General features: G+C 69.5%; 17 protein-coding genes and 2 pseudogenes. 9 read left to right on the top strand and 10 right to left on the bottom strand.

Going from position 1 to position 20,739, the window contains the following annotated elements:
- The first annotated feature begins 124 nt into the window (after positions 1 to 124).
- Positions 125 to 919 carry an HpcH/HpaI aldolase family protein gene (locus KO353_RS03645; RefSeq protein WP_235692013.1) on the top strand — a complete coding sequence of 265 codons (795 nt, stop codon included), beginning with the start codon at positions 125 to 127 and terminating at the stop codon, positions 917 to 919.
- Positions 920 to 965: 46 nt separating this feature from the next.
- On the opposite strand, the gene KO353_RS03640 is transcribed toward KO353_RS03645, so the two are convergent.
- From KO353_RS03640 to KO353_RS03605, 8 genes are all read right to left on the bottom strand, one after another.
- Positions 966 to 1,670: an RraA family protein gene (locus KO353_RS03640; protein ID WP_218286398.1), complete on the bottom strand. Its 705-nt coding sequence runs from the start codon at positions 1,668 to 1,670 to the stop codon at positions 966 to 968.
- A 26-nt stretch (positions 1,671 to 1,696) separates the two neighbouring features.
- Positions 1,697 to 2,704, bottom strand: coding sequence for a dimethylarginine dimethylaminohydrolase family protein (locus KO353_RS03635; RefSeq protein WP_218286397.1), 1,008 nt, complete (start codon positions 2,702 to 2,704; stop codon positions 1,697 to 1,699).
- 10 nt (positions 2,705 to 2,714) lie between these two features.
- On the bottom strand, positions 2,715 to 4,355 hold the full coding sequence (locus KO353_RS03630; RefSeq protein ID WP_235692012.1) for a zinc-binding metallopeptidase family protein: 1,641 nt from the start codon (positions 4,353 to 4,355) through the stop codon (positions 2,715 to 2,717).
- On the bottom strand, positions 4,352 to 5,140 hold the full coding sequence (locus tag KO353_RS03625; protein ID WP_218286396.1) for an ABC transporter permease: 789 nt from the start codon (positions 5,138 to 5,140) through the stop codon (positions 4,352 to 4,354). The genes KO353_RS03630 and KO353_RS03625 overlap by 4 nt, the downstream gene beginning before the upstream one ends.
- Before the next feature lie 5 nt (positions 5,141 to 5,145).
- Positions 5,146 to 6,003, bottom strand: a complete 858-nt coding sequence (locus tag KO353_RS03620) for an ABC transporter permease (RefSeq protein ID WP_218286395.1) — start codon at positions 6,001 to 6,003, stop codon at positions 5,146 to 5,148.
- Positions 6,003 to 7,094: an ABC transporter ATP-binding protein gene (locus KO353_RS03615; RefSeq protein ID WP_218286394.1), complete on the bottom strand. Its 1,092-nt coding sequence runs from the start codon at positions 7,092 to 7,094 to the stop codon at positions 6,003 to 6,005. Before KO353_RS03615 ends, KO353_RS03620 begins: the two co-directional genes overlap by 1 nt.
- 15 nt (positions 7,095 to 7,109) lie before the next feature.
- A complete protein-coding gene (locus tag KO353_RS03610; protein ID WP_218286393.1) occupies positions 7,110 to 7,880 on the bottom strand; it encodes a class II aldolase/adducin family protein in 771 nt (256 codons plus the stop codon).
- An 84-nt stretch (positions 7,881 to 7,964) separates the two neighbouring features.
- Positions 7,965 to 9,083, bottom strand: a complete 1,119-nt coding sequence (locus KO353_RS03605; protein WP_218286392.1) for an extracellular solute-binding protein — start codon at positions 9,081 to 9,083, stop codon at positions 7,965 to 7,967.
- A 74-nt stretch (positions 9,084 to 9,157) separates the two neighbouring features.
- Between KO353_RS03605 and KO353_RS03600 the strand changes: the two genes are divergently transcribed.
- The 8 genes and pseudogenes from KO353_RS03600 (at position 9,158) to KO353_RS03565 (ending at position 18,883) form a co-directional block, all read left to right on the top strand.
- Positions 9,158 to 10,471 carry an NAD(P)/FAD-dependent oxidoreductase gene (locus tag KO353_RS03600; protein WP_218286391.1) on the top strand — a complete coding sequence of 438 codons (1,314 nt, stop codon included), beginning with the start codon at positions 9,158 to 9,160 and terminating at the stop codon, positions 10,469 to 10,471.
- Positions 10,472 to 10,809: 338 nt separating this feature from the next.
- Entirely contained in the window at positions 10,810 to 12,435 is a 1,626-nt protein-coding gene (locus KO353_RS03595; protein WP_218286390.1) for an amidohydrolase, read from the top strand.
- A gap of 119 nt (positions 12,436 to 12,554) precedes the next feature.
- The gene (gene hemN / locus KO353_RS03590) at positions 12,555 to 13,919 is read left to right on the top strand and encodes an oxygen-independent coproporphyrinogen III oxidase (RefSeq protein ID WP_218286389.1); all 1,365 of its coding nucleotides are present in this window, start codon (positions 12,555 to 12,557) and stop codon (positions 13,917 to 13,919) included.
- A 215-nt stretch (positions 13,920 to 14,134) separates the two neighbouring features.
- Positions 14,135 to 15,103 carry a D-2-hydroxyacid dehydrogenase gene (locus KO353_RS03585; RefSeq protein ID WP_218286388.1) on the top strand — a complete coding sequence of 323 codons (969 nt, stop codon included), beginning with the start codon at positions 14,135 to 14,137 and terminating at the stop codon, positions 15,101 to 15,103.
- Between the two features lie 146 nt (positions 15,104 to 15,249).
- Positions 15,250 to 16,560 (top strand): NAD(P)/FAD-dependent oxidoreductase, encoded by a 1,311-nt coding sequence (locus tag KO353_RS03580; RefSeq protein ID WP_218286387.1) that lies wholly within the window; start codon positions 15,250 to 15,252, stop codon positions 16,558 to 16,560.
- An 11-nt stretch (positions 16,561 to 16,571) separates the two neighbouring features.
- Positions 16,572 to 16,994: a DUF5368 domain-containing protein gene (locus KO353_RS03575; protein ID WP_218286386.1), complete on the top strand. Its 423-nt coding sequence runs from the start codon at positions 16,572 to 16,574 to the stop codon at positions 16,992 to 16,994.
- Positions 16,995 to 17,223: 229 nt separating this feature from the next.
- Positions 17,224 to 17,505, top strand: coding sequence for a hypothetical protein (locus KO353_RS03570; RefSeq protein WP_218286385.1), 282 nt, complete (start codon positions 17,224 to 17,226; stop codon positions 17,503 to 17,505).
- Between the two features lie 48 nt (positions 17,506 to 17,553).
- Positions 17,554 to 18,883, top strand: a pseudogene (locus KO353_RS03565) (transposase).
- Positions 18,884 to 18,937: 54 nt separating this feature from the next.
- Here KO353_RS03565 and KO353_RS03560 read toward each other — a convergent pair.
- Positions 18,938 to 20,043 (bottom strand): annotated as a pseudogene (locus KO353_RS03560) (IS630 family transposase).
- A gap of 275 nt (positions 20,044 to 20,318) precedes the next feature.
- The gene (locus KO353_RS03555; protein ID WP_218286384.1) at positions 20,319 to 20,642 is read right to left on the bottom strand and encodes a hypothetical protein; all 324 of its coding nucleotides are present in this window, start codon (positions 20,640 to 20,642) and stop codon (positions 20,319 to 20,321) included.
- Between the last annotated feature and the right edge of the window lie 97 nt (positions 20,643 to 20,739).

The raw sequence follows: 20,739 nt of genomic DNA, 5'->3' as shown, positions 1-20,739 counted from the left end.
ATCCGCCCGCGCAACTGTCGTCATGCGCCCGCCGACATGTTCCGCGGCGGCTTGGCCGATGGCGCGGCTTAGGCTCAGATGCCGCGGCGCGGAGGTGCCGCGCGGCAGCAGACGGGAGGACGGCGTGCGCCCCAATAGGCTTCGCGAGATCTGGAAGGCCGGCGGCAATGTGGTGAACGGCTGGTGCGGCATCCCCTCAGGCATTGCCACCGAGGCGATGGTGCAGGGGGGGTGGGACAGCCTGACGATCGACCTGCAGCACGGACTTGTGCATTTCGACACTGCCGTGCCGATGCTGCAGGCGATCAGCACCTCAGGCATCGTTCCGCTTGCGCGCGTGCCGTGGAACGAGCCGGGGATCATCATGAAGATGCTCGATGCCGGTGCCTACGGCGTGATCTGCCCGATGATCAACGACCGTGCCGAGTGCGAACGCTTCGTCGGCGCCGCACGCTACGCTCCCGCGGGCTACCGCAGCTTCGGGCCGACCCGCGCCAACTGGTACGCCGGCTCGTCCGACTACTGGAAGGTCGCCAACGAAACCGTTCTCACCTTCGCGATGATCGAGACCGCGCCCGCGCTCGAGAACCTCGACGCGATCATGTCCACGCCCGGGCTCGACGGGATCTATGTCGGCCCATCCGATCTCGGGCTTGCGATCGGCGAGGGGCCGGTGGGCGACCCGACGAGCGAGAAGACGCTCGCGACCATGCGCCGCATCTGCGAAACAGCGAAGAAGCACGGGATCATTCCCGGAACGCACACCTCGAGCCCGGAGGGAGCGCGCCGGATGTTCGAGATGGGGTTCCGCTTCGCCACGATCCTTGCCGACACGGCTCTGCTCGCTTCCGCCGCCAAGGCAGCGGTGGCAGCGGCGAAGGGAACAGCGGGCGCGTCCGGCTCAAGCGGCCCCTATTGACCGCGGGCGTGCGGGGCGGCCCGGGCCGCCCCGCCCGGCGGGCCTGTCAGTGGATCTCCTCGGCCCGCGCGAGCGCCTCGCGCAGCACCTCGATCGAGAAGCCCGGCGCGCGCGCTGCCTCCAGGATCACCGCCTCGCGCCGCCCGAGACGCTCGGTCACGGCCGGAATCTTCGCTGCCACCTCGTGCGGGATCACCACCGCTCCGTGCCGGTCCGCATGCACGAGCTCGCCGTCATGCACCGTCATGCCGTGGATCGACACCGTGACGCCGACCGCGACGACATGCACGAAAGCGTGGCTCGGGTTCAGCATGCCGGCGAGGATCGGGAAGGGGCGGGCCATCATCGGGAGATCGCGGATCGAGCCGTTGGTGATGCAGCCCGCGACACCGAGGCCCTTGTGCACGGTGGTCTGCACCTCGCCCCAGAAGGCGCCGGTGCCGACCACGCTGTCGATGTCCTGGATCACCGCGACGTTCGGCCCAGGGGTGGCGGTCGCGACATGCTCGTAGTAGCGCAAGCGGAGCGCTTTGCGCTCTGCGGGCGGCATCGCGGGCGGTCTCTCGGCGCGGATCATTGCCGTCCGCGCATAGCCCACGAAGATCGCATCGTCGCTGTCATTGGTCACGAACGGCCTGGTCGTGAAGCGAATGAGCTCGCGCGGTGTCACGAGCTCCTCGAGCGCGTTGCAGATCGTCGGCGTGTCGATCTTGGCAAGAGCGGCGAGCAGGGCGGGGTCATGCGCAGTCATGGCGGTTCCTCACGAGGTGATTTCGGTCAGATCGGGTCGCGCACGAGCGGCGCGGTCGAGCAGTGGATTCCCCCTCCGCCCTGATAGACGGCGCTGTAGGGCACGACGCGCACGGAAATGCCGGCCCGGTCGAGCCGTTCCGCCGTGCGCGGGCTCACGCCATCGGCCATCAGAACGCGGCCGGGTGAGACCGCGAGGCAGTTGATCGTCCACACCGGATCGTCGGGGTGGATCTCGATGGTGCGGATCCGCATCGCCTTCAGCTCCTCGAGGAACCAGAACGGAAGCTGCACTGGGTTGATGATCGCCGTGTCGATGTCGATCATCACGAAGGCGCTGTCGATATGCAGCCGGTAGCCGGTGAGGTGCACGCGCAGGAGCTTCACCCCGAGCACGGCGAGCACCTCCTCCACCTGGCGCGCGCCCTCCTCGTTCACGCGCGAGGAGAGGCCGACGACCGCGACCTTCGGCGTGATGAAGGCGAAGGAGCCCCCCTCCATGAGGCCGGTGCCGTGGATGGTGCGCAGAATCGGCATGCCGATGCGGGCGAGCGTCTCTGTCGCCGGCGCCTCCTCGCCGCGGCGTATCGGCGCTCCCATGCGGCAGATGATCGCTCCGCCATCGACCGCGATGACCTGGTCGCGCGTGTAGACGGATTTCATCCGCCCAGGCGCGCAGCGGTCGAGGAACACGACCTCGACGCCCTCCTCACGAAGCGCGGCGACAAGCCCGTCATGCTGCGCCTGTTGCGTCGCAAGGTCAGGGATTTCCCGGCCGCGCCAGTACCAGCCTGCCTCCGGGTCGCCATAGGCGCCGAGCTCCTCGATCCGCTTCGACGGATCGACGATGGAGAGCTCCTCGCCGGGGCGGTGCATCAGAACAAGCCGCAGCCTGCCCACGTCATTCGTGCAGCCCCAGGCTCGGCCCCAGACGGCCTCCTGCTGCGCCGTCGTCTCGAACGCCGGCTCGGGCGCGGAGGGGAAGGCCTTGATCAGCATGTTGTAGCGGTATTCGCCTTCGGTCATCGCGCTCATGGCCGGCCTCTCAGCGGGACAGGGCAGGGTCGGGCACGACATACTCCTCGCCGCGCGGCGTGGAGGCGTATTCGGGCCAGCGGTAGTGGATCGGCGCAGGAAAGTTCCTTGGCAGCAACGGGCCGAGCCAGGTGGTGCCGCCGATGCCGCCGCCCGTTCGGCGCTCGAACTCGGCACGCGCGGCGGCGAGCGCCTCCGGCCGCTCGAGGAGTTCGACGAAGGTCGCGGCCGTCACCTCGGCGGCTTTCAGCCACATCGGGTCGATGCAGGCGGGAACGCCGCCCATCGCGTGCCGCGTCCAGTCCGGCCAGTTTCGCCCAGGTTCGTCGACCCTGAGCTGGGCGCGGCCGACATAGAGGCGCGCGGTGGGGCAGTGCCACGTCCATTCGGTGTAGTCGTCAGAGGTGTAGTTCTTCTGCCACGGCGGCAGGTGGGCGCGCAGCGCCGCTTCCGCCTGGCGCGGCGAGCACAGGCGGGTGATCTCGGGCGGGAACGGATCCTCCACGGGCGGGGCGCCGCAGGCGGCGCGGAGGTCGTTGGCGAAGCGCTTCGCCCCCTCGCCATAAACGGGGGGCCCAAGCCGCGCGAAGTTCCGAAACGTCGCCTCGGCGAGAGCATGGTTGGCAAGCCCCGGTCGCGTCTTCGTCACCCACGCCTTGGTCACGGTGCAGTGGGTCATCGCCGCGACATGGTCGGCGTTGCGGTCGAGCACCGTCCAGACGCGCTCCTGCATCTCGATGGTCGGAGCACGCAGGGCGTACTGGATCACCGAGAGGCCGGGAGGGAGGTTGTCTGCCGTCGCCTGGCCGGCCTGCAGGATCGCCTCGTTCAGGCTCCACGCTCCCTGGTGCGGCAGCATGTTCTCCTTGAGATATTTCGCCGCCGTGTACATCAGGCAGACGGCGTCGATCGCCCCCGGAGCGCGGCTGACCGAGTGCGAGGAGTGCACGCCGGTGCGCGCGATCGCCGAGGACCACGTCTCGGGGGCGAGGCATTCGAAGGTGTAGATCCGGCTCCAGTAGGTGGCGCAGTGCGTGTCCCAGAGGCAAGAATTGGCGAGGCTGAGGAACGAGGTCGGATGCCAGGAGATGGCGGCGGAGAATCCGTCATAGTAGCCGTGCGCGGCATGGACCGGTTTCGAGCCGCACATCTTCTCGGCCGGCTCGCCCATCAGCACGAGCGTGCCCTTGAGCCCGTGGCGCTCCATCGCCGCCTTGGCCGCGAGCGTTCCCGCGAGCGCGCCGATGCCGAGGGCGGAATGCGGGTCGGTATGGCCTGGGGCATGCAGGTGGGTGCCCGCGCGCGGCGCGCGGCGCGGCACGGGCTCCTGGCTCGTTCCGGGAACGGCATCATACTCGGCGATCGTGGCGAGCACGGGCGCGCCATCGGGTGTTCCGGGCGCGGTCCAGCGCGCGGCGAACGCGGTCGGCATGCCGGCCGAGCTTTCCTCCACCGCGAAGCCCTCGGCGCGCAGGCGCGCGACGAACCAGGCGGAGGAGCGGTATTCGCGCCACGAGGGCTCGGCAAGGCGCCAGAGATGGAGGTGATCGGCCGAGAGGGACGCGGCGTGCTCCGCCACCCAGGAAACGGCCGTCCGCTGCGCTACGCTCAACGGGCCCGGGTCGTCCAACATCGGATCATGCTCGGTCATGCGTCGCGCCTCCTCCTCACCCAGAGATCGACCGCGAGCGCGACCATCGAGGCAAGGATCATCACGCAGGCGGCCACGGCCATCACCGGGTCGAGATTCTCGTTGATCCCGTCCCACATGCGCCGCGGCAGGGTGAACAGCGCGCGCGACGCGATGAACAGGATCAGCACCGCCTCGTCCCAGGAATGGATGAACGCGAAAATCGACCCCGAAACGATCCCGGGCATGATGCGCGGCAGGATCACCCAGGCGAGCGTCTGGGCGAGCGAGGCGCCCATGCCGCGCGCCGCCTGTTCGAGCCGCGGGTCGAAGCTCGCAAGCGACGCCGAGACCGTGATCACGACGTAAGGAATGCCGGTCACGCCGTGGACGAGGATGACGCCCAGGTAGGTGTCGAGCAGGTCGAGCCTAATCCAGAACCGGTAGATCCCGAGCGCATAGACGATCGAGGGCACGATGATCGGCAGAAGCATCAGCGCGCGGACGAGCTCGGTCGCGCGCGTCGAGAGCTTCCAGCAGCCGATCGCGCAGAGCGTTCCGGCAGCGACCGCAAGCACGGTGGAGGCGACCGCGATGACGAGGCTCTGCCAGGTGGCGGAGAGCCAGCGTTCGGAGGTGAAGAAGGTCACGTAATGCTGCAGTGACAGCCCCTCATAGGGGAGCGAGAGGAAGCGCTGGTCGGTCAGGCTGATCGGGAAGATCACCGTGATCGGCAGGAGCAGGAACAGCAGAACCGACCACGCGAGCACCGTGGCGACGGGGCCTGCCTCGGCCGAGCGGTCCATCGCCGTCACCCCTGGCCGAACACGCGGCGAATGTCGACGAGCCGCGACATCAGCCACAACAGAAGCAGGATCGCGATCAGAAGCGTGGAGGCCATCATCGTGCCGAGCCCCCAGCGGATCAGGTCGAGGATCTGGAGCTTGATGTACTCGGCGATCATCAGCGTCCGCCCGCCGCCGAGGATCGCGGGCGTGACGTAGAAGCCGAGCGAGAAGATGAAGACGAGCACAGTGGCGGCGATGATTCCCGGCAGGGTCAGCGGCAGGAAGACGCGCCGGAACGCCTCGAGCCGCGAGGCTCCGAGGCCCCGCGCGGCGGGCACAAGCCGCGGGTCGATGTCGCGCATCGAGGCGTAGAGCGGAAGCACCGCATACGGGATCATGTAGTGGATCATGCCCACCGCGATGCCGAACTCGTTCCAGATCAGACGCAGAGGCTCCTCGATCAGCCCTGTTGCCAGCAGCGCCTCGTTGATCAGCCCCTGGCGGCGCAGGAGCGTCACCCAGGCGAAGGCGCGCACGAGCACGCTGATCCAGAGCGGCAGGAGCACGAACAGGAACATCCAGCGCTGCAGCCGCAGCGGCGCCGAGGCCAGAGCATAGGCGACGACATAGCCGCAGAGGAGCGTGATGACGGTGGTGATGACGCAGATGCGGAGAGTCGTGACCCAGACGCGCTGCACGGCGGGGCTCGTCAGCAGGCGCTCGTAATTGCCGAGCCCCGGTTCGGGTTCGGTGACGCTGATCCAGAGGACCTCGGCGAGCGGATAGACGTAGAACACGAGCATCAGGACGAGGGCGGGAAGGATCAGGAGCCACCAGGGCAGGGAGGCGCCGAGGAAGCGCGCGGTGCTCGCCCGTGTCATCAGTCCGCCACCACGCGGACGGAGGCCTCGGCGCTCCAGGCAAGCTGGACGGGGCGGCCCTCGGCCGGTTCGATCGGGCAGCGCCAGGCGGGAACGGTAGCCTGCATGCGCCCGACCGGCGTATCGACGGAGAGCGCGAAGGCGGAGCCGAAATAGGACCAGGCGGCGATCGTTCCGGGTAGGATGTTCAGGGCCGGATCGGCCGGCGCTTCGCCGAGCACCATGACCTTCTCCGGCCTGAGCGCGACGAGCGCCTCCGAACCGACCGAGAGCTCCCCGGACGGCCCGTTCTGCACGAACCGGGCAGAGCCGACGCGATAGGCGAAGCCACCCGCCTCGATCCGCTCGACACGGCCCTCGAGGAAGTTCGACTTGCCGAGGAAATCGGCGACGAACCGGGTCGCGGGGCGTTCGTAGAGAGCAGCCGGAGCGCCCTCCTGGACAAGCCTTCCGTCGCGCAGGATGGCGATGCTGTCGGACATCGACAGCGCCTCCTCCTGATCATGCGTGACGTAGATGAAGGTGAGGCCGACGCGACGGTGCAGCTCCTTGAGTTCGACCTGGAGCTCAGCGCGGAGTTTTTTGTCGAGCGCCGAGAGAGGCTCGTCGAGCAACAGAAGCGACGGCTCGAACACGAGCGCCCGGGCGAGCGCGACCCGCTGCTGCTGCCCGCCCGAGAGCTGCTTCGGCAGCCGGTCGGCCAGATGGCCGAGCTGGACGAGAGCGAGCGCATCCGCGACGCGGCGGGCAATCTCAGCCCTGGGCACCTTCCGGACACGCAACGGAAACGCCACGTTCTCGGCAACCGTCATGTGGGGGAACAGGGCATAGCCCTGGAACACCATGCCGAAGTTGCGCTTCTCCGGCGGCAACGGCGTGATCGGCCTCTCGTCAAGCAGGATCCGCCCCGAGGTCGGCGCGACGAACCCCGCGATCGCCATCAGAAGCGTCGTCTTGCCCGAACCCGAGGGCCCGAGCAGCGTGACGAACCGGCCGCGGCGAATGGTCAGAGAGACGTCGTCGACGGCCCGCACCGGGCCGTAGTGTTTGCTGACCCGCTCGATCGTCAGTGCCTGAGACAGCGCCGCCATTAGCGGGGGCGGAGGTCAGTCACGGTAGCTCGGATCCTCGCGGTCGAGCAGGCGGCGCAGCGCCGCCCAGGCGCGCCAGCCCTTGGTCGTTCCGCTGTCGAACTGGGCGCGCGTGCGTTCGACCACCTCGGGCGGAGGGATGGAGAGCGGCCGTCCCATCGAGGTGGCCGCGACCTGGATCCGGCAGGCCATCTCGAGATAGTACATGTAGTAGAACGCCTCGGCGACGGTCGCGCCCACCGTGAGCAGGCCGTGGTTGCGCAGGATGAGGCAATTGTGGTCGCCGAGGTCGCGCACGAGCCGGTCGCGCTCGGAGAGATTGTCGTCTGCGGCGATTCCCTCGTACTCGTGGATGGCCACGCGGCCGGTGAACTCCATGCTCATCTGGTTAAGCGGCAGGATGCCGTCCGCCGTCGCCGCAACCGCCATGCCGGCAAGCGTGTGGGTGTGCATCACGCAATGGGCGTTCTCGCGCCCCATATGGATCGCGGAATGGATCACGAAGCCGGCGGGGTTGACGGGCCAGATCTGCTCGCCCACCGCGTTGCCTTCGACATCCACCACCACGAGCGAGGAGGCGGTGATCTCGGAGAACAGCATGCCGTAGGGGTTGATCAGGAAACGCGGCTCGCCATCGCCGGGAAGCCGGACGGAGAGATGGGTGTAGATCAGGTCGTCCATGCCGAACCGCGCGATCAGGCGGTAGGCGGCGGCGAGGTCCTCGCGCAGGTCCCGCTCGGTGGGCCGGTGGTTCGGCTGCGGCGGGCGAGGCGCGATGAGAGTCATGGCGAACGGTCCCGGTTGGCTTGGCGCGTGAGCATCCTCCGGAACCGCCGCGGCGTCCAGGCCGTGGCGGTCCGCCCGGCCAGGCTAGCCGGTGATGGCGTCGAGATACTCGGCGTTGGTGGCGATGTAGTTCTTCCCCCACCACTCAGCGCCGATCACAACCTGTTTCGCCGCGTTCGCCGGGTCGGTCGGGTTGAAGATCCGGAACGCCTCCGGAACGCGCGCTGCGGCCTCCTTGTGCGTCGGCCCGTTGCCGAGGAACTGAAGGAGGCCCACCTGCGGCTCGGGCTTGGAGAGCATCGAGGCAAGCAGCCGCTGCGCCATCTCGCCGGCCGGGTTGCCGCGGGGGATGACGAAGATTCCCTGCTGCAGGATGCCCTGGTTCCATTCCCAGGTGATTCGCCCTTGCGTCTCCTCGTGCAGCACCTTGGCGCGGGTGTGCCAGATCATGCCCATCACCGCCTCGCCCGAGCGCATCGCCTGCTCGCTCTCCGACCCCGAGTTCCAGAAGATCAGGTTGCGGCGCAGCTCGCGCACGCGCGCGAGCGCGGCGCGGACGTCGATCGGATAGAGATTTTCTTTGGTTCGGCCGAGCGACAGCATCGCCGCGTCGAGGGTGGCGAGCGCGTCGCGGCGCAGAAGCCGCGTGCCCGGGAACTTCCTGAGGTCCCAGAAATCGGCCCAGGAGCGGGGCGGCTCGGGGAATTTCGACTTGTCGTAGACGAGCACCGAGGAGAACGAGTAGGGCGCAGCGCCGAACTCGAGCGTGAACGAGGGGTCGATCACCGTATCGCGCGGCACGATCGAATAGTCGATCCGGTTGACCAGGTTGAGCGCGCCGAGCTGGATCGAGGAGGAGGAGGAGCTGTCGCACAGGTCCCAGGTGACGCGCCCCGACTCGACCATGCTGCGGATCCGGCCGAGCGAGGGGCCGGAGCTGTCCTGCACCACGGTCCAGCCCGGATTCTCGGCCATGAACGGCTCGCCATAGAAACGGCCGAAGGCCTGGTTCGCAATCCCGCCCCAGTTCACCATGCGGATCTCGCGCGTCCCTTGCGCCTGCGCCCCGCCCGCAGCGGCCGGAACGACGCCGAGCGCGGCGAGGCCAGCGAGCAGCGTGCGGCGATCGACACGGCCGCGGCGGTGGAGCTCGTGCGCCAGCACGATGCAGTCCTCGTGGAAGCCCTGCGGTTCGGTGCCCATCTTCAGTCTCCCTCTTGAGCGCAACGGTCCCGCGCGGGATCATACCGAAGCGCGCACGTCGCGCGAGGGGGTAGATGAGCGGCTGGACGTCGATGCGCGCGGGTGGCTTCAAGACGACACCGTGGTGGTGGGAGGCGGCCGAGCCCGCACCGCAGCTGCGCGAGCCTCTGCCCGAGGAGGCGGAGGTCGCGATCATCGGCGGCGGCTACACCGGGCTCTCGGCCGCGCTGACGCTTGGGCGCCTCGGCATCCGGGCGACCGTGATCGAGGCGGAACGGATCGGCTTCGGCGCCTCGAGCCGAAATGGGGGCATGGTCTCGGGCGGGCTCAAGCTCGCGAGAACCGACTTCGCCGCCCGTTTCGGCGCCGAACGGGCCGAGCGGCTTGTGCGCGAGGCGGCCGGAAGCTTCGCCTTCCTCGAGGAGACGCTGGCGCGTGAGGGCATCGCTTGCCACTACCGTCGCACGGGGCGTCTCGTCGCCGCCTGGACGCGGGCCCACTACGAGGCGATGGCGAGCCGTGCCGAGTGGCTCGCCGAGGTCACCGGGGGAGCGGTGACCATGCTTCCCCCCGGCCGCATGCGCGAGGAGCTCGGCTCCGATCACTATCGGGGCGGCATGGTGGTTGAGATGGCAGGGGCCTTGCACCCGGCTCTCTACGTTCAGGGGCTCGCCGCTGCTGCGCGTCGCGCCGGGGCGACGCTGATCGACGGCACGCGAGTCGCGGGTGTCGCCCGCGACGGCGACGGCTTCCGACTCGCCACGACCCGAGGTGCGCTGAAGGCGCGCGCGCTGCTCGTCGCGACCAACGGCTACACCGGCCCCGCCACGCCGTGGGTGCAGCGGCGCCTGATCCCGGTCGGCAGCTACATGATCGCGACCGAGGAGCTGCCCGAAGACACGGTCTGCCGTCTGTTCCCAAACGGCCGCATGGTGAGCGACAGCAAGCGCGTGCTGAACTATTTCCGCCCCGCACCCGACGGCAGGCGCGTGCTCTGGGGCGGGCGGGCGAGCTTCGCGCCGACCACGCCGGAGGCCGCCGCACCGGTGCTGCTCCGGTTCATGTCGGAGGTGTTCCCAGAGCTGCGCGAGGTTCGGCTGACCCATGCCTGGACCGGCAACGTCGCCTTCACCTTCGACTTCCTGCCGCATCTCGGGGTGCACGAGGGGATGCACTATGCGGTCGGCTGCCAGGGCAGCGGGGTGGCAATGCAGACCTGGCTCGGCCACCGCGCCGCCTTGCGGATCTCCGGCCAGGCCAACGCTGCCACGGCTTTCGACGACCTCCCCTTCCCGACCCTACCCTTCTACGCCGGCACGCCCTGGTTCCTGCCGATCGTCGGGACCTGGTACCGGCTAAAGGATCGGCTTGACCGCCTGGCAGCCTGACGTCGGCCTACAATCAACGCGTGTCCTTGAGGCTGACGGAGTCTCTAAAAGCGAGAAAACATCGTCAAATCGTGTCATTCCGCTTGCTGCCGGCTCGCGTTTTCGTTATCACCAGCAATCATCGGCATCGGCTGGGGCCACTCCCTCTCTGATGCGTCGGCGGGACCCGGGCCGTGTGGGGCGGTCCGATCACGGGGCGGGCATGGCCGAAGGGGGGCTGGCCACCGTCCCGAAGAAGGGGGGCGGCAGGCCTATTCGGCCGCCGCCCCCAGCACACAGGGCCTTCACGCGCCCTCCTCTCCAGGCCACGCTCCGCCTCCCTTGGCCAGGAGCGTCAGATGCCCCTCCACCCGGATGTCGTCCTTCTCAACGGCAGGATCGTCACCATGGACCCCGCCGCGCCAGAGGTCGAAGCCCTCGCGATGCTCGACGGCAGGATCGTCGCCCGCGGAACGACCGAGGCGATCCGCGATCTCGCCGGCCCCGGCACGAGGGTCGAGGATCTCGCGGGGGCGGTCGCGATCCCAGGGCTCGTCGACAGCCACGCCCACCCGGACGCCTATGCCATCCGGCTCGCGCGGTGGCGTCTGCTCGAGCCGTCGGTGGTGCGCACGCGGCAGGAGCTCCTGGATTTCATCGCGCGCGACTGTTCGGCCCTGCCGCCCGGGCGCTGGTTCGCCGGCTACCGGTTCAACGACATGAAATCGGGCGGCTATCCGACGCGTGCGGAACTCGACGCCGCCTCGGGCGGGAGGCCGCTCTTCATCCTGCGCACGGATGGGCATCTCGGCCTCGCCAACTCGGCCGCCTTCGCCGCTCTCGGCATCGGCCCCGACGCCGCCGACCCGCCCTTCGGACGCTTCGACCGACACCCGACGACAGGCGCCTTCACGGGCCTCGTGCGCGAGACGGCGGCGCACCTCTTCCTCGCCGCCGTCCATGCCCAGGACACCGAGGGCGACATCGCCCGCGGCATAGAGGCGGTGCACGCCGAGTGCCTGCGCCACGGCATCACCTCGGTCTACAACAGCCTCACGCCGTCGAAGGCGATCCGCGCCTACCAGGCGATGAAAGCCGAGGGTCGGCTCACCGTCCGGACCGGGATCATCGTGTCGGGGCGGGAGGACGGCTTGGTCGAGGCCTTCATTGCCGCCGGCATACGCTCTGGCTTCGGTGACGAGACGTTGCGCGTCATCGGCGTCGAATGGTGCCCCGACTGTTCCACCTCCGGCCGCACCGCCGCCTACTGGGAGCCCTATGTCGGCACCCCGGTCGAGGGAGAGCCCGTGCCGAATACCGGCATGCTGCTCTACGATGCCGAGGACCTCGCCGCGCGCGCTACCGCCGCGCACAAGGCAGGTCTGCTCGTGATGATCGAGGGGGTGGGGGACCGGGGCATTGATTTCGCCCTCGATGCGATCGAGGCGGCTCTTGCGGCGCATCCGGTGGCCGACCATCGCATGCGCGTCGAGCATTGTTGCTACGTCACGCCCCCGGTCCGGGAGCGGATCAAGCGGCTCGGCGTGGTGGACAGCTCCGCCACCGGCTTCATGTGGGAGCTCGGCGACGCCTATATCGCAAACCGCGGCCAGGCGGCGATGCGCCACATGTGGCCGCACCGGACGCTGATCGACCACGGGATCCCCGCTCCCGGCCACAGCGACTTCGCCGTCTGCTCGATGAACCCGTGGACGGCGATCCACGCCCTCGTCAATCGCGAGACCGACACCGGCGGCGACCTCTGCCGCGACGAGGCGATCACGGTCGCCGAGGCGCTCGCCGCCTACACGACGCTCGGCGCCTGGTCGGGCCGCGAGGAGGCCTCGAAGGGGTCGCTCACGGTCGGGCGTCTGGCCGATCTCGCCGTGCTCGACCGCGACCCTTTCGCGATCGACCCCCGGGGGCTGAAGGACGTGCGGACGCTCGCCACCTTCGTCGGCGGCGTTCGCCGCTTCACGGCCTGAGCCTTCGCCCCGGCAGCTGACCCGCGCGCCCGACGCCCCGCCGGCAGGCCATCACATCGCCAGCCGGGCTTGATCTGGCGCAATGAGGGCGCAGACGGAAGAACGCATGCTCGCGCGCCATGGACGCGCGCATCCCTTGGGAGGAGCTGATCGCTCGCTGGGACGGCCAGGTCCCGCGCTACACGAGCTACCCCACTGCCGTGTCGTTCCACTCCGGCGTCGATGCCAGAACGGTCGAGACTTGGCTTGGGAAGGTCGATCCCGCCGCGCCCGTTTCGCTCTACCTGCACGTCCCGTTCTGTCGCCGCATGTGCTGGTACTGCGGCTGCCACACGGTCGTCGCCAACGGTGTCGCCCCGGTCGAGGCCTATGCGCGTGACCTCGCCGCGGAGCTTCGCCTCATCGCCGCGCGCCTTCCGGGCCGGATCCGGCTTGCGCGCGTCCATTGGGGTGGCGGCACGCCGTCCATCCTCGGGCCCATCCTGTGGCGGCGGCTCGACGAGGCGATCCGGACAGAGTTCGACATCGACCCTCAGGCGGAGATCGCGGTGGAGCTCGATCCGCGCACGCTGACCCAGCCGATGGTCAACGCGCTCGCCGCTTCCGGCGTCACGCGCGCCTCGCTCGGGGTTCAGGATTTCGACCCGCGGGTGCAGCAGGCGGTCAACCGGATCCAGCCCTTCGCGATGGTGGCCGAGGCGGTGTCGCGGCTGCGCGGCGCGCGGATCGAGGCGCTCAACCTCGACCTGATGTACGGCCTGCCACACCAGGACGAGCTCTCGGTCGCGCGCACCGCGCGCGAGGCGCTCAAGCTCGCGCCCGACCGGATCGCCCTGTTCGGCTACGCGCATGTGCCCTGGATGAAGCGGCACCAGCGGCTGATCGACCAAGACGCGCTGCCCAACGCGGTCTCGCGCCTTGCCCAGTTCCGCGCCGCATCGAGCGTGTTTGCCGCCGCCGGCTACGTGGCGATCGGGCTCGACCATTTCGCCAAGGCCGACGATCCGCTCGCGCGTGCCCAGGGCGAAGGGCGGCTGCGCCGCAATTTCCAGGGCTATACCGACGACACCGCTCCCGTGCTGCTCGGCGTCGGCGCTTCGGCGATCAGCGCGCTGGCGGACGGGTTCGCCCAGAACGCCGCCGCCGTGCCCGACTGGCGCGCTGCCGTGCTCGCGGGCAGGCTTGCGGTGGCCCGCGGCGTGGTCCCGACGGAGGACGACCGGCTTCGCGCCGCGCTGATCGAGCGGCTGATGTGTGACCTCGCGCTCGATATCGGCGCGGTATGCCGGGGGCGGGGGGCACAGCCGCAGCGCTTCGCCGAGGCGCTGCCGCGGCTCGATGCCATGGCGGCCGACGGGCTCATCGTGCGCGAGGGCTGGCGCATCACCGTCACGCCCGTGGGGCGGCTGTTCCTGCGCACGATCGCCGCCGTGTTCGACGCGCGGCTCGATCGCACGGTCGGCCGGCACGCCCGCGCCGTCTAGACCGGGGCCCTCTTCCGGAGCAGCCTCCGCGCGTGCGCGCGGATGGGGCGGGCGAGGGGGCATGGTGATCAGCTTGGGCGGCAGCGCGGCCGAGGCGGACAGTGCTGCCCTCCCCGATCCACGAGGAAGCGCCGCCGATCGCGGTTGCGTTCGGCCGACGCGTCGCCGCTACACGCCTGATGCACCGACCACCCCGTCGCCTCGGAGGCAACCCCATGAGCACCTTCCCGGAGAAGCCGCTGATCGGATTCGCGCACGTCGCCTACCGCTTCGGCGAGCGCTTCCGGCTTCGCGGCACAGGTCTTCCCTTCGTGACGTTCGAGACGCATGAGGCGCTCGCCGAGGGAATCGGCGCGCTCGACGTGCTCGTCGTCTCGGGCCTGTGGCGCAACGATCTCGCGCCGGCCGCGAAGAAGCTTCGATTCATCCAGTCGATCAGCGCCGGCGTGGACCAGTATGACCGCGCAGTGCTCGCCGCGCACGGCATACGGCTCGCCTCGGCACAGGGAGCGAACGCCCGCGCCGTCTCCGACCACGCAATGGCGCTGATCCTCGCTCTGTTCCGACGCCTGCCTGAGGCCCGCGACAACCAGGCCAGGCGGTTCTGGCGCGGCATGATCGGCGACCTTTCCCGCCGCGAGGACGAGCTCGGCGGCAAGACGCTGCTCGTCGTGGGGCTCGGGCGCATCGGCGGGCGGCTCGCGCGGCTCGCGAGGGCCTTCGAGATGACGGTGCTCGGCATCCGCGGCAACCCGGCGGCAGGCGGGGAGGGGGCGGACGAGGTGCACGGGCTCGAGGCCCTGCCTCTGCTCCTGCCGCGGGCGGATGTGGTCGCGCTCACCTGCCCGCTGACGCCGCAGACGACGGGGCTGATCGGCGCGGACGCGTTCGCGCGCATTAAGCCGGGCGCGATCCTCGTCAATGTCGCACGCGGCAAGGTGGTGGATACGGCGGCGCTGATCGCGGCGCTGGGCGAGGGCCGGCTCGCGGCGGCGGCGCTCGACGTGACGGACCCGGAGCCGCTTCCCCCTGACAGCCCGCTCTGGTCGATGCCGAACGTGCTGATCACGCCGCATACGGGCGGCGAGACGCGTGCGTACGAGGACAACGTGATCGACCTCCTGCTCGAGAACATCGGCCGGCTGCAGCGCGGCGAGCCGAGGCTTCGGAACGAGGTCGTCTGAGCCGCGGCGTCGGCCGCGCCGGGCGATCGCAACGCCCTCGTGCCGATTGATCTCGATCAAGGCGCTGGCCGGTTGAGAAACCCTATATCTTCAGGAGTTTGAATACATCAAGGTGGGTCCGTGCGGCGCCGGGAGGGTGGGCAGTGATGGATACGTCGTCTTTGAGGCTCGGGCGGAGGGCGCTCCTTGCGTCCGGCGGGGCGCTTGCGGCGGTTGGGGCCTCGCTTCCCGCACGGGCTCGGGTGGGCACGCGCGCGCGGATCGTCATCCTCGGCGCGGGCGCAGCCGGACTCGCCGCCGCCGCGCGCCTCTCGCAGCGGCTGGAGGGCGCGGAGATCACCCTCGTCGATTCGCGCAGGGAACACCTCTATCAGCCGGGATTTACGCTGGTCGCTGCGGGCCTCAGACGCCCCGACTACGTTGTCGGGCGCACGGCCGACTACATTCCCCCCGGCGTGCGGTGGATCGAGGAACGCGCCGCCGTGATCGACCCCGACGCGCGCCGCGTCACCACCGCGTCGGGCCAATTGGTCCACTACGATTTCCTGATCGTGGCCACGGGGCTCGAGCTCGACTACGCGGCGATCGAGGGGATGGACGTGTCGCGAATCGGCCGCGACGGGCTCGGCTCCGTCTATGCGGGGCCGGAGGCGGCGGCGGCGACGTGGCGGGCGATGTCGGAGTTCGCCGACCGGGGCGGCGTGGCGCTGTTCGGCCGCCCCTCGACGGAGATGAAATGCGCCGGAGCGCCCATCAAATACGCGTTCCTGACCGACGACACGCTGCGACGCCGCGGCAACCGAGGCAGGGCGGAGCTCGTCTACAACAGCCACAACCGGGTTCTGTTCAGCGTGCCGATCGTGTCGGAGAAGGTGCGCATGCTGTTTCGCGACCGTGCCATCCGCGTCAATCACGAGCACGAGCTCGCCGCGATCGATCTCGGCGCGAAGATCGCCACCTACAGAACGCCGACCGGGCTCGTGCCGATGAAGTACGACTTCATCAACGTCGTGCCGCCGATGCGCGCGCCCGAGGTGGTCCGCCGCTCGCCGCTCGCCTGGCAGTCAGGCCCCTTCGCGGCCGATGGCTGGGTGGAGGTCGACCGCGCCACGCTGCGCCACCGACGCTACCGCGAGGTGTTCGCCTTGGGCGACGTCGCCGGCGTGCCGAAAGGCAAGACAGCCGCCTCCGTGAAGTGGCAGGTGCCGGTGGCGGTCGATCATCTCGTCGCCGATATCGCGGGCACCACCAGCGCCGAGGCCTATAACGGCTACACGTCCTGCCCGCTGATCACCCGTGTCGGGCGGGCGATGCTCGTCGAGTTCGACTATGACGACAATCTCGTTCCGTCCTTTCCCGGCGTGATCGCCCCGCTCGAGGAGCTCTGGGTGACGTGGATGATGAAGGAGGTCGGGCTGAAGCCGACCTACCTCGCAATGCTGCGTGGCCTGGCCTGAGGGAGGGGTCGATGAAAGACTTCGACATCGGAACGCTCGTCGCGGTGTTGCGGGAGTTGCTGGGCCCGTGGCTCTGGGTCTCGCTCGGTGTGGCGGCCGTCGCGGCGGTGGCTTTCCTCTACGTCGTTGTGCGTGACCGCGGGGTCGTGCCGTCGCGTCTTGTCTGGTCGGAGGTCGTGGCCATCGGCGGCGGTGTCGCTGCGGTGCTGATCACGCAGCGGGTGACGCATTCGGGCTTCTCGGATCTCGGCGGCCCGATCGATTGGGTGCTCTTGGCGGCGCTCTTCATCGCTGGGGCGATCGGCACGCTGATCGCTGCGTATGCTGCCTTTGGCCTGATGTGCGGCGGGAGCCGACGGCGCACCGTGCACGCGGCGACGCCGCGGGCAGACGGCTACGCACCGCTGGCGCGGCAAGCCTCTCCGAGGCTGTGAACGCAGCGACGGCTGAAGACCGTCTGCACAGCGTGCGCCCCTCGGGCCGGCTTCCACAGCGGTCGGCGCCGCCTCTCCTCACCCAGGCCAGCGGGAGAGCGAAGCATCGGTGCCTCGGGCGGTCCCACAGCAGGGTTCAGTTGCGCACCGTTTCCGCGCTATGCTTGATGCGAAGCAAGGCGGTCGATCCGTCCCAGCGGTGCAGCCGCCGCACGCAGAGAGGTGCGCGATGGCTCTGGACGATGCCCATGTCGAGACGACGGCCCGCGAAAGCGCCCGGGCCGTGCCGCGCTACAGCCGGCGGCTGTCGGACAAGATCCTGATTGCCTTCCACCATGCCTGCGACCAGGGAGATTTCGAGGTCGCCGAGCAGCTCCTCCACATCCTCGAGATGATGCTGACGCGCCGCCCGCTCTCGCCCGATGGGAACCGGCGCAAGAACATGGAGAGCCTGGTCGCCGCGCACGAACGGCTTTGGCACCTCCGCCACCCCGAAGCACGGGAGGAGTAGCAGCCTGTCGGATTCCCGGGGTGCCTGGAATGGGGGCCTCTGCGGTGCATGACGCAGTTCATTCCGTTCAGCCGCGACCAGGCCTTCTTGCTGCCGCCGGATGCCAGGGACTGGCTTCCGGCCGATGATGTGGCGCATTTCGTGGTGGCGGCGGTGGAGCGGGTGCCGCTTGGCGCCTTCGCGGTGCGTCCGATCCCCGGCGGCAAGCCGCAGTATCATCCGCGCCTGCTGCTGGCGCTGCTGATCTAAGCCTACGCCAACGGCATCTTCTCCTCGCGCCGGATCGAGCGGGGGACCTATCGCGACCTCGGCGTGCGCTACGTGGCGGCGAACCTGCACCCCGACCACGATACCATCGCTGCCTTCCGTCGCGCCAACCGCGCTGCCTTCGAGGCGGCCTTCCTGCAGGTGTTGCTGCTGGCCCGCGAGAGCGGCCTGCTTCGCCTCGGCACGGTGGCGATCGACGGCACCAAGATCGACGCCAACGCCTCCAAGATCCGCTCGGTGTGCTACGACCGGGCGAAGGACCTGCGCGCCAGGCTCGCCGCCGACATCGCCGAGCTGACCGCCCGCGCCGAAGCGGCCGATGCCGAGGATCAGCCCGACCCGCAGGCGCTGCCCGCCGAGATCGCAAGGCGCGAGGCGCTGAAGGCCAAGCTGGATGCCGCCTGCGCCCGGCTGGAGGGAGCAGGCCCGCGCCGAGGCCGAGGCGAAGCAGGCCGCCGACGACGCCAAGACCGGCCGGCGCGGCCGTCCGCCCAAGCCGCCAGAGGACGACCCGCCGCCGACGCGGCAATCCAACCTCACCGATCCCGACAGCGCGCTGATGCGCCGCTCCGACGCGCATGAATACCGCCAGGCCTACAACGCCCGAGGCCCAGGTCTGCGCCGAGGGGTCGCAGTTGATCCTCGCCACCAACCTCACTGCCTGCCCCTCCGATGCGCCGAGCTTCGCCGCGACCATCCTCGGCATGAAGGACGGCCTCGGCCTGCCGACGACCGTCATCGCTGATGCCGGCTTCGCCTCCGCCGAGGCTGTTGCCGCCCTGGAGGCAAAGGGGATCGAGCCGCTGGTCGCCATCGGCCGCACCCAGCCGCACCGGCCCTACGACGTCCGCCCCCCGCCCGATCCGAAGCCGCCGCGCCGTATCAGCGAACCCTGGCGTCTGAAGATGCAGGCCAAGCTGGAGACCGAAGATGCCAAAGCCCGCTACGCCCGCCACACGCAGACCGTCGAACCCGTCTTCGGCATCATCAAGGCCGCCATCGGTTTCACCCGCTTCCGCCTCCGCAGCATCGCCAACGCCGCCGCCGAGTGGACCCTGATCGCTCTCGCCTACACCTCTGCCGCAGGCTCCATCGCCTGCAGCAGCCATGACCTCCCCACCCGACACACCAAAACATACGCCGCAGACCCAAACCCGACAGGCTGCTAGTGGAGTGATTCCAGCGAAGGTTTCCCGCGCTGGTGCGTGCCGATGATGGTGTTGGCGGGCGCGGTCCGGCGGAAGGGCTTCGGGTCGGCGTTGTGGGCATTGAGATAGGCGCGGATGGCCTGGTTCAGCTCGATGACGGAGCGGAAGATGCCGCGGTTCAGGCGACGCTTTGTCAGCGTGGCGAACAAGCCCTCGACGGCGTTGATCCAGGAGGCCGAGGTCGGCGTGAAGTGGAGGTGGAAGCGGGGATGCCGGGCCAACCAGCGCTTCACGGCCTCGGTCTTGTGGGCGGCGTAGTTGTCGAGGATCAGGTGCAGGTCGAGTTCGGCAGGGGTCTGCTTGTCGATCAGCCGCAGGAAGCGGATGAACTCGGCCGCGCGGTGGCGGAGCATGCACTGGCTGATCACCGTGCCCGCCTTCACGTCGAGCGCGGCGAACAGCGTTGTCGTGCCGTGCCGCTTGTAGTCGTGCGTCATGGTGGCACCCCGGCCACGCTTCATCGGCAGTCCCGGCTGGGTGCGGTCGAGCGCCTGGATCTGGCTCTTCTCGTCCACCGACAGCACCAGGGCGTGCTCGGGCGGGTTGACGTAGAGGCCGACGATGTACCGCCCTTCGGGCGTTGCCTGCGGCCCGCGGACCTTCTCGACGAACTTCGGGTCGTTGGAGAGCTTGAAGGTCTCCACCCGGTGCGGCTTCAGGCCGTGCTCGCGCCAGATGCGGTGGATGGTGGACGGCGCCAGGCCGCTCGCCTTCCCCATCGAGCGCAACGTCCAGTGCGTCGCCGCTGGCGGGTCGCCGTGCAGCGTGCGTTCGACCACCGCGGCGATCTGCTCAGGCGAGGTGGAAGCGAAGGCGCGGCCTCGCGGGGCGTCGCGGAACAAGCCCTCGGCACCGTCGTGCATGGAGCGCGCCTGCCAGCGCCAGATCGTGGGTTTGCCTTTGCCGGTCGCCGCGCGGATCGCCATCGTGCCCGCGCCGTCCGCGGTCATCAGCACGATCCGAGCCCGCCAGACGTGGTGCCGCGAGCTCTTGCGGTCGCAGACCACGCCTCAAGCCGCTCCCGGTCGCCCGGCCGGAGCCGGACCTCAACGCCTTCCCTCATCCGCCCAGACTCCCACGTCTGGGCCAACAAGGGAATCATCAACTCGATCAAACCAGTAGCTCGGCTCAGCCGCGGGTACGGAGTGTCCCTCGTCTGACGCGGCCGATGGATCGGAAACGGGTGCCGCTCGGCCTCGGGCAGAGGGTGGCCGCACGCACCTCACGGCCATCCACGATCCAGGAATGGAGCTCTCGGAGCCGGGCGCTCCATCTCGGAGCCCCGGCGTCGCCACACCCACCCCGGGGCTCATCTGCAAGGTGGGGCAGGAGCGTCGATCAGCGGAACGGAAGCCGAAGCCTCAGCTCCGCTTCGCCGTGGGGGGCGTAGCCCCAGGAGGGGCCGTACCCGTAGCGGTAGGGGACAGAATAGCCGGGCAGAACGATCACCGGCGGCGGCCGATACACCGGGGGCGGCACCACGACCACGGGGGGTCCCCGGTAGTGCTCGATGCGCGGCCCATACCAGCCGTGATGGTACTTGGGGTGTGCGCCCCAGCCGCGGCCGCGCTCCCGCCCTGCCTCTGCGGGCGCGGCAACGAGCGACAGGCAAAGCCCGGCGAGCGCTGAGGCGAGGAGGGTGGTGCTGCGACGGTTCGGCATCGTCCGCTCCCGTTCGGGCCGGCAGGTCTCTTCCCGCGGCCGATGTCACACTCACCACGTTCGCCCCGCGTCGTGGCAGCACCGTGTCATGCCACGC

Origin of the sequence: Elioraea tepida, assembly GCF_019203965.1 — a bacterium.
In the GTDB taxonomy this organism is placed as follows: Bacteria; Pseudomonadota; Alphaproteobacteria; order Acetobacterales; family Acetobacteraceae; genus Elioraea_A; species Elioraea_A tepida.
The sequence above is the reverse complement of the archived record's forward strand: the minus strand, read 5'-3'. Positions and strand labels throughout refer to the sequence as shown.

Coding starts and splice junctions, on each gene's coding strand:
- KO353_RS03575 (WP_218286386.1), top strand. CDS start 16,572: ATGAAAGACTTCGACATCGGAACGCTCGTCGCGGTGTTGCGGGAGTTG.
- KO353_RS03620 (WP_218286395.1), bottom strand. CDS start 6,003: ATGACACGGGCGAGCACCGCGCGCTTCCTCGGCGCCTCCCTGCCCTGG.
- KO353_RS03615 (WP_218286394.1), bottom strand. CDS start 7,094: ATGGCGGCGCTGTCTCAGGCACTGACGATCGAGCGGGTCAGCAAACAC.
- KO353_RS03625 (WP_218286396.1), bottom strand. CDS start 5,140: ATGGACCGCTCGGCCGAGGCAGGCCCCGTCGCCACGGTGCTCGCGTGG.
- KO353_RS03595 (WP_218286390.1), top strand. CDS start 10,810: ATGCCCCTCCACCCGGATGTCGTCCTTCTCAACGGCAGGATCGTCACC.
- KO353_RS03630 (WP_235692012.1), bottom strand. CDS start 4,355: ATGACCGAGCATGATCCGATGTTGGACGACCCGGGCCCGTTGAGCGTA.
- KO353_RS03585 (WP_218286388.1), top strand. CDS start 14,135: ATGAGCACCTTCCCGGAGAAGCCGCTGATCGGATTCGCGCACGTCGCC.
- hemN (WP_218286389.1), top strand. CDS start 12,555: ATGGACGCGCGCATCCCTTGGGAGGAGCTGATCGCTCGCTGGGACGGC.
- KO353_RS03640 (WP_218286398.1), bottom strand. CDS start 1,670: ATGACTGCGCATGACCCCGCCCTGCTCGCCGCTCTTGCCAAGATCGAC.
- KO353_RS03600 (WP_218286391.1), top strand. CDS start 9,158: ATGAGCGGCTGGACGTCGATGCGCGCGGGTGGCTTCAAGACGACACCG.
- KO353_RS03570 (WP_218286385.1), top strand. CDS start 17,224: ATGGCTCTGGACGATGCCCATGTCGAGACGACGGCCCGCGAAAGCGCC.
- KO353_RS03635 (WP_218286397.1), bottom strand. CDS start 2,704: ATGAGCGCGATGACCGAAGGCGAATACCGCTACAACATGCTGATCAAG.
- KO353_RS03605 (WP_218286392.1), bottom strand. CDS start 9,083: ATGGGCACCGAACCGCAGGGCTTCCACGAGGACTGCATCGTGCTGGCG.
- KO353_RS03580 (WP_218286387.1), top strand. CDS start 15,250: ATGGATACGTCGTCTTTGAGGCTCGGGCGGAGGGCGCTCCTTGCGTCC.
- KO353_RS03555 (WP_218286384.1), bottom strand. CDS start 20,642: ATGCCGAACCGTCGCAGCACCACCCTCCTCGCCTCAGCGCTCGCCGGG.
- KO353_RS03610 (WP_218286393.1), bottom strand. CDS start 7,880: ATGACTCTCATCGCGCCTCGCCCGCCGCAGCCGAACCACCGGCCCACC.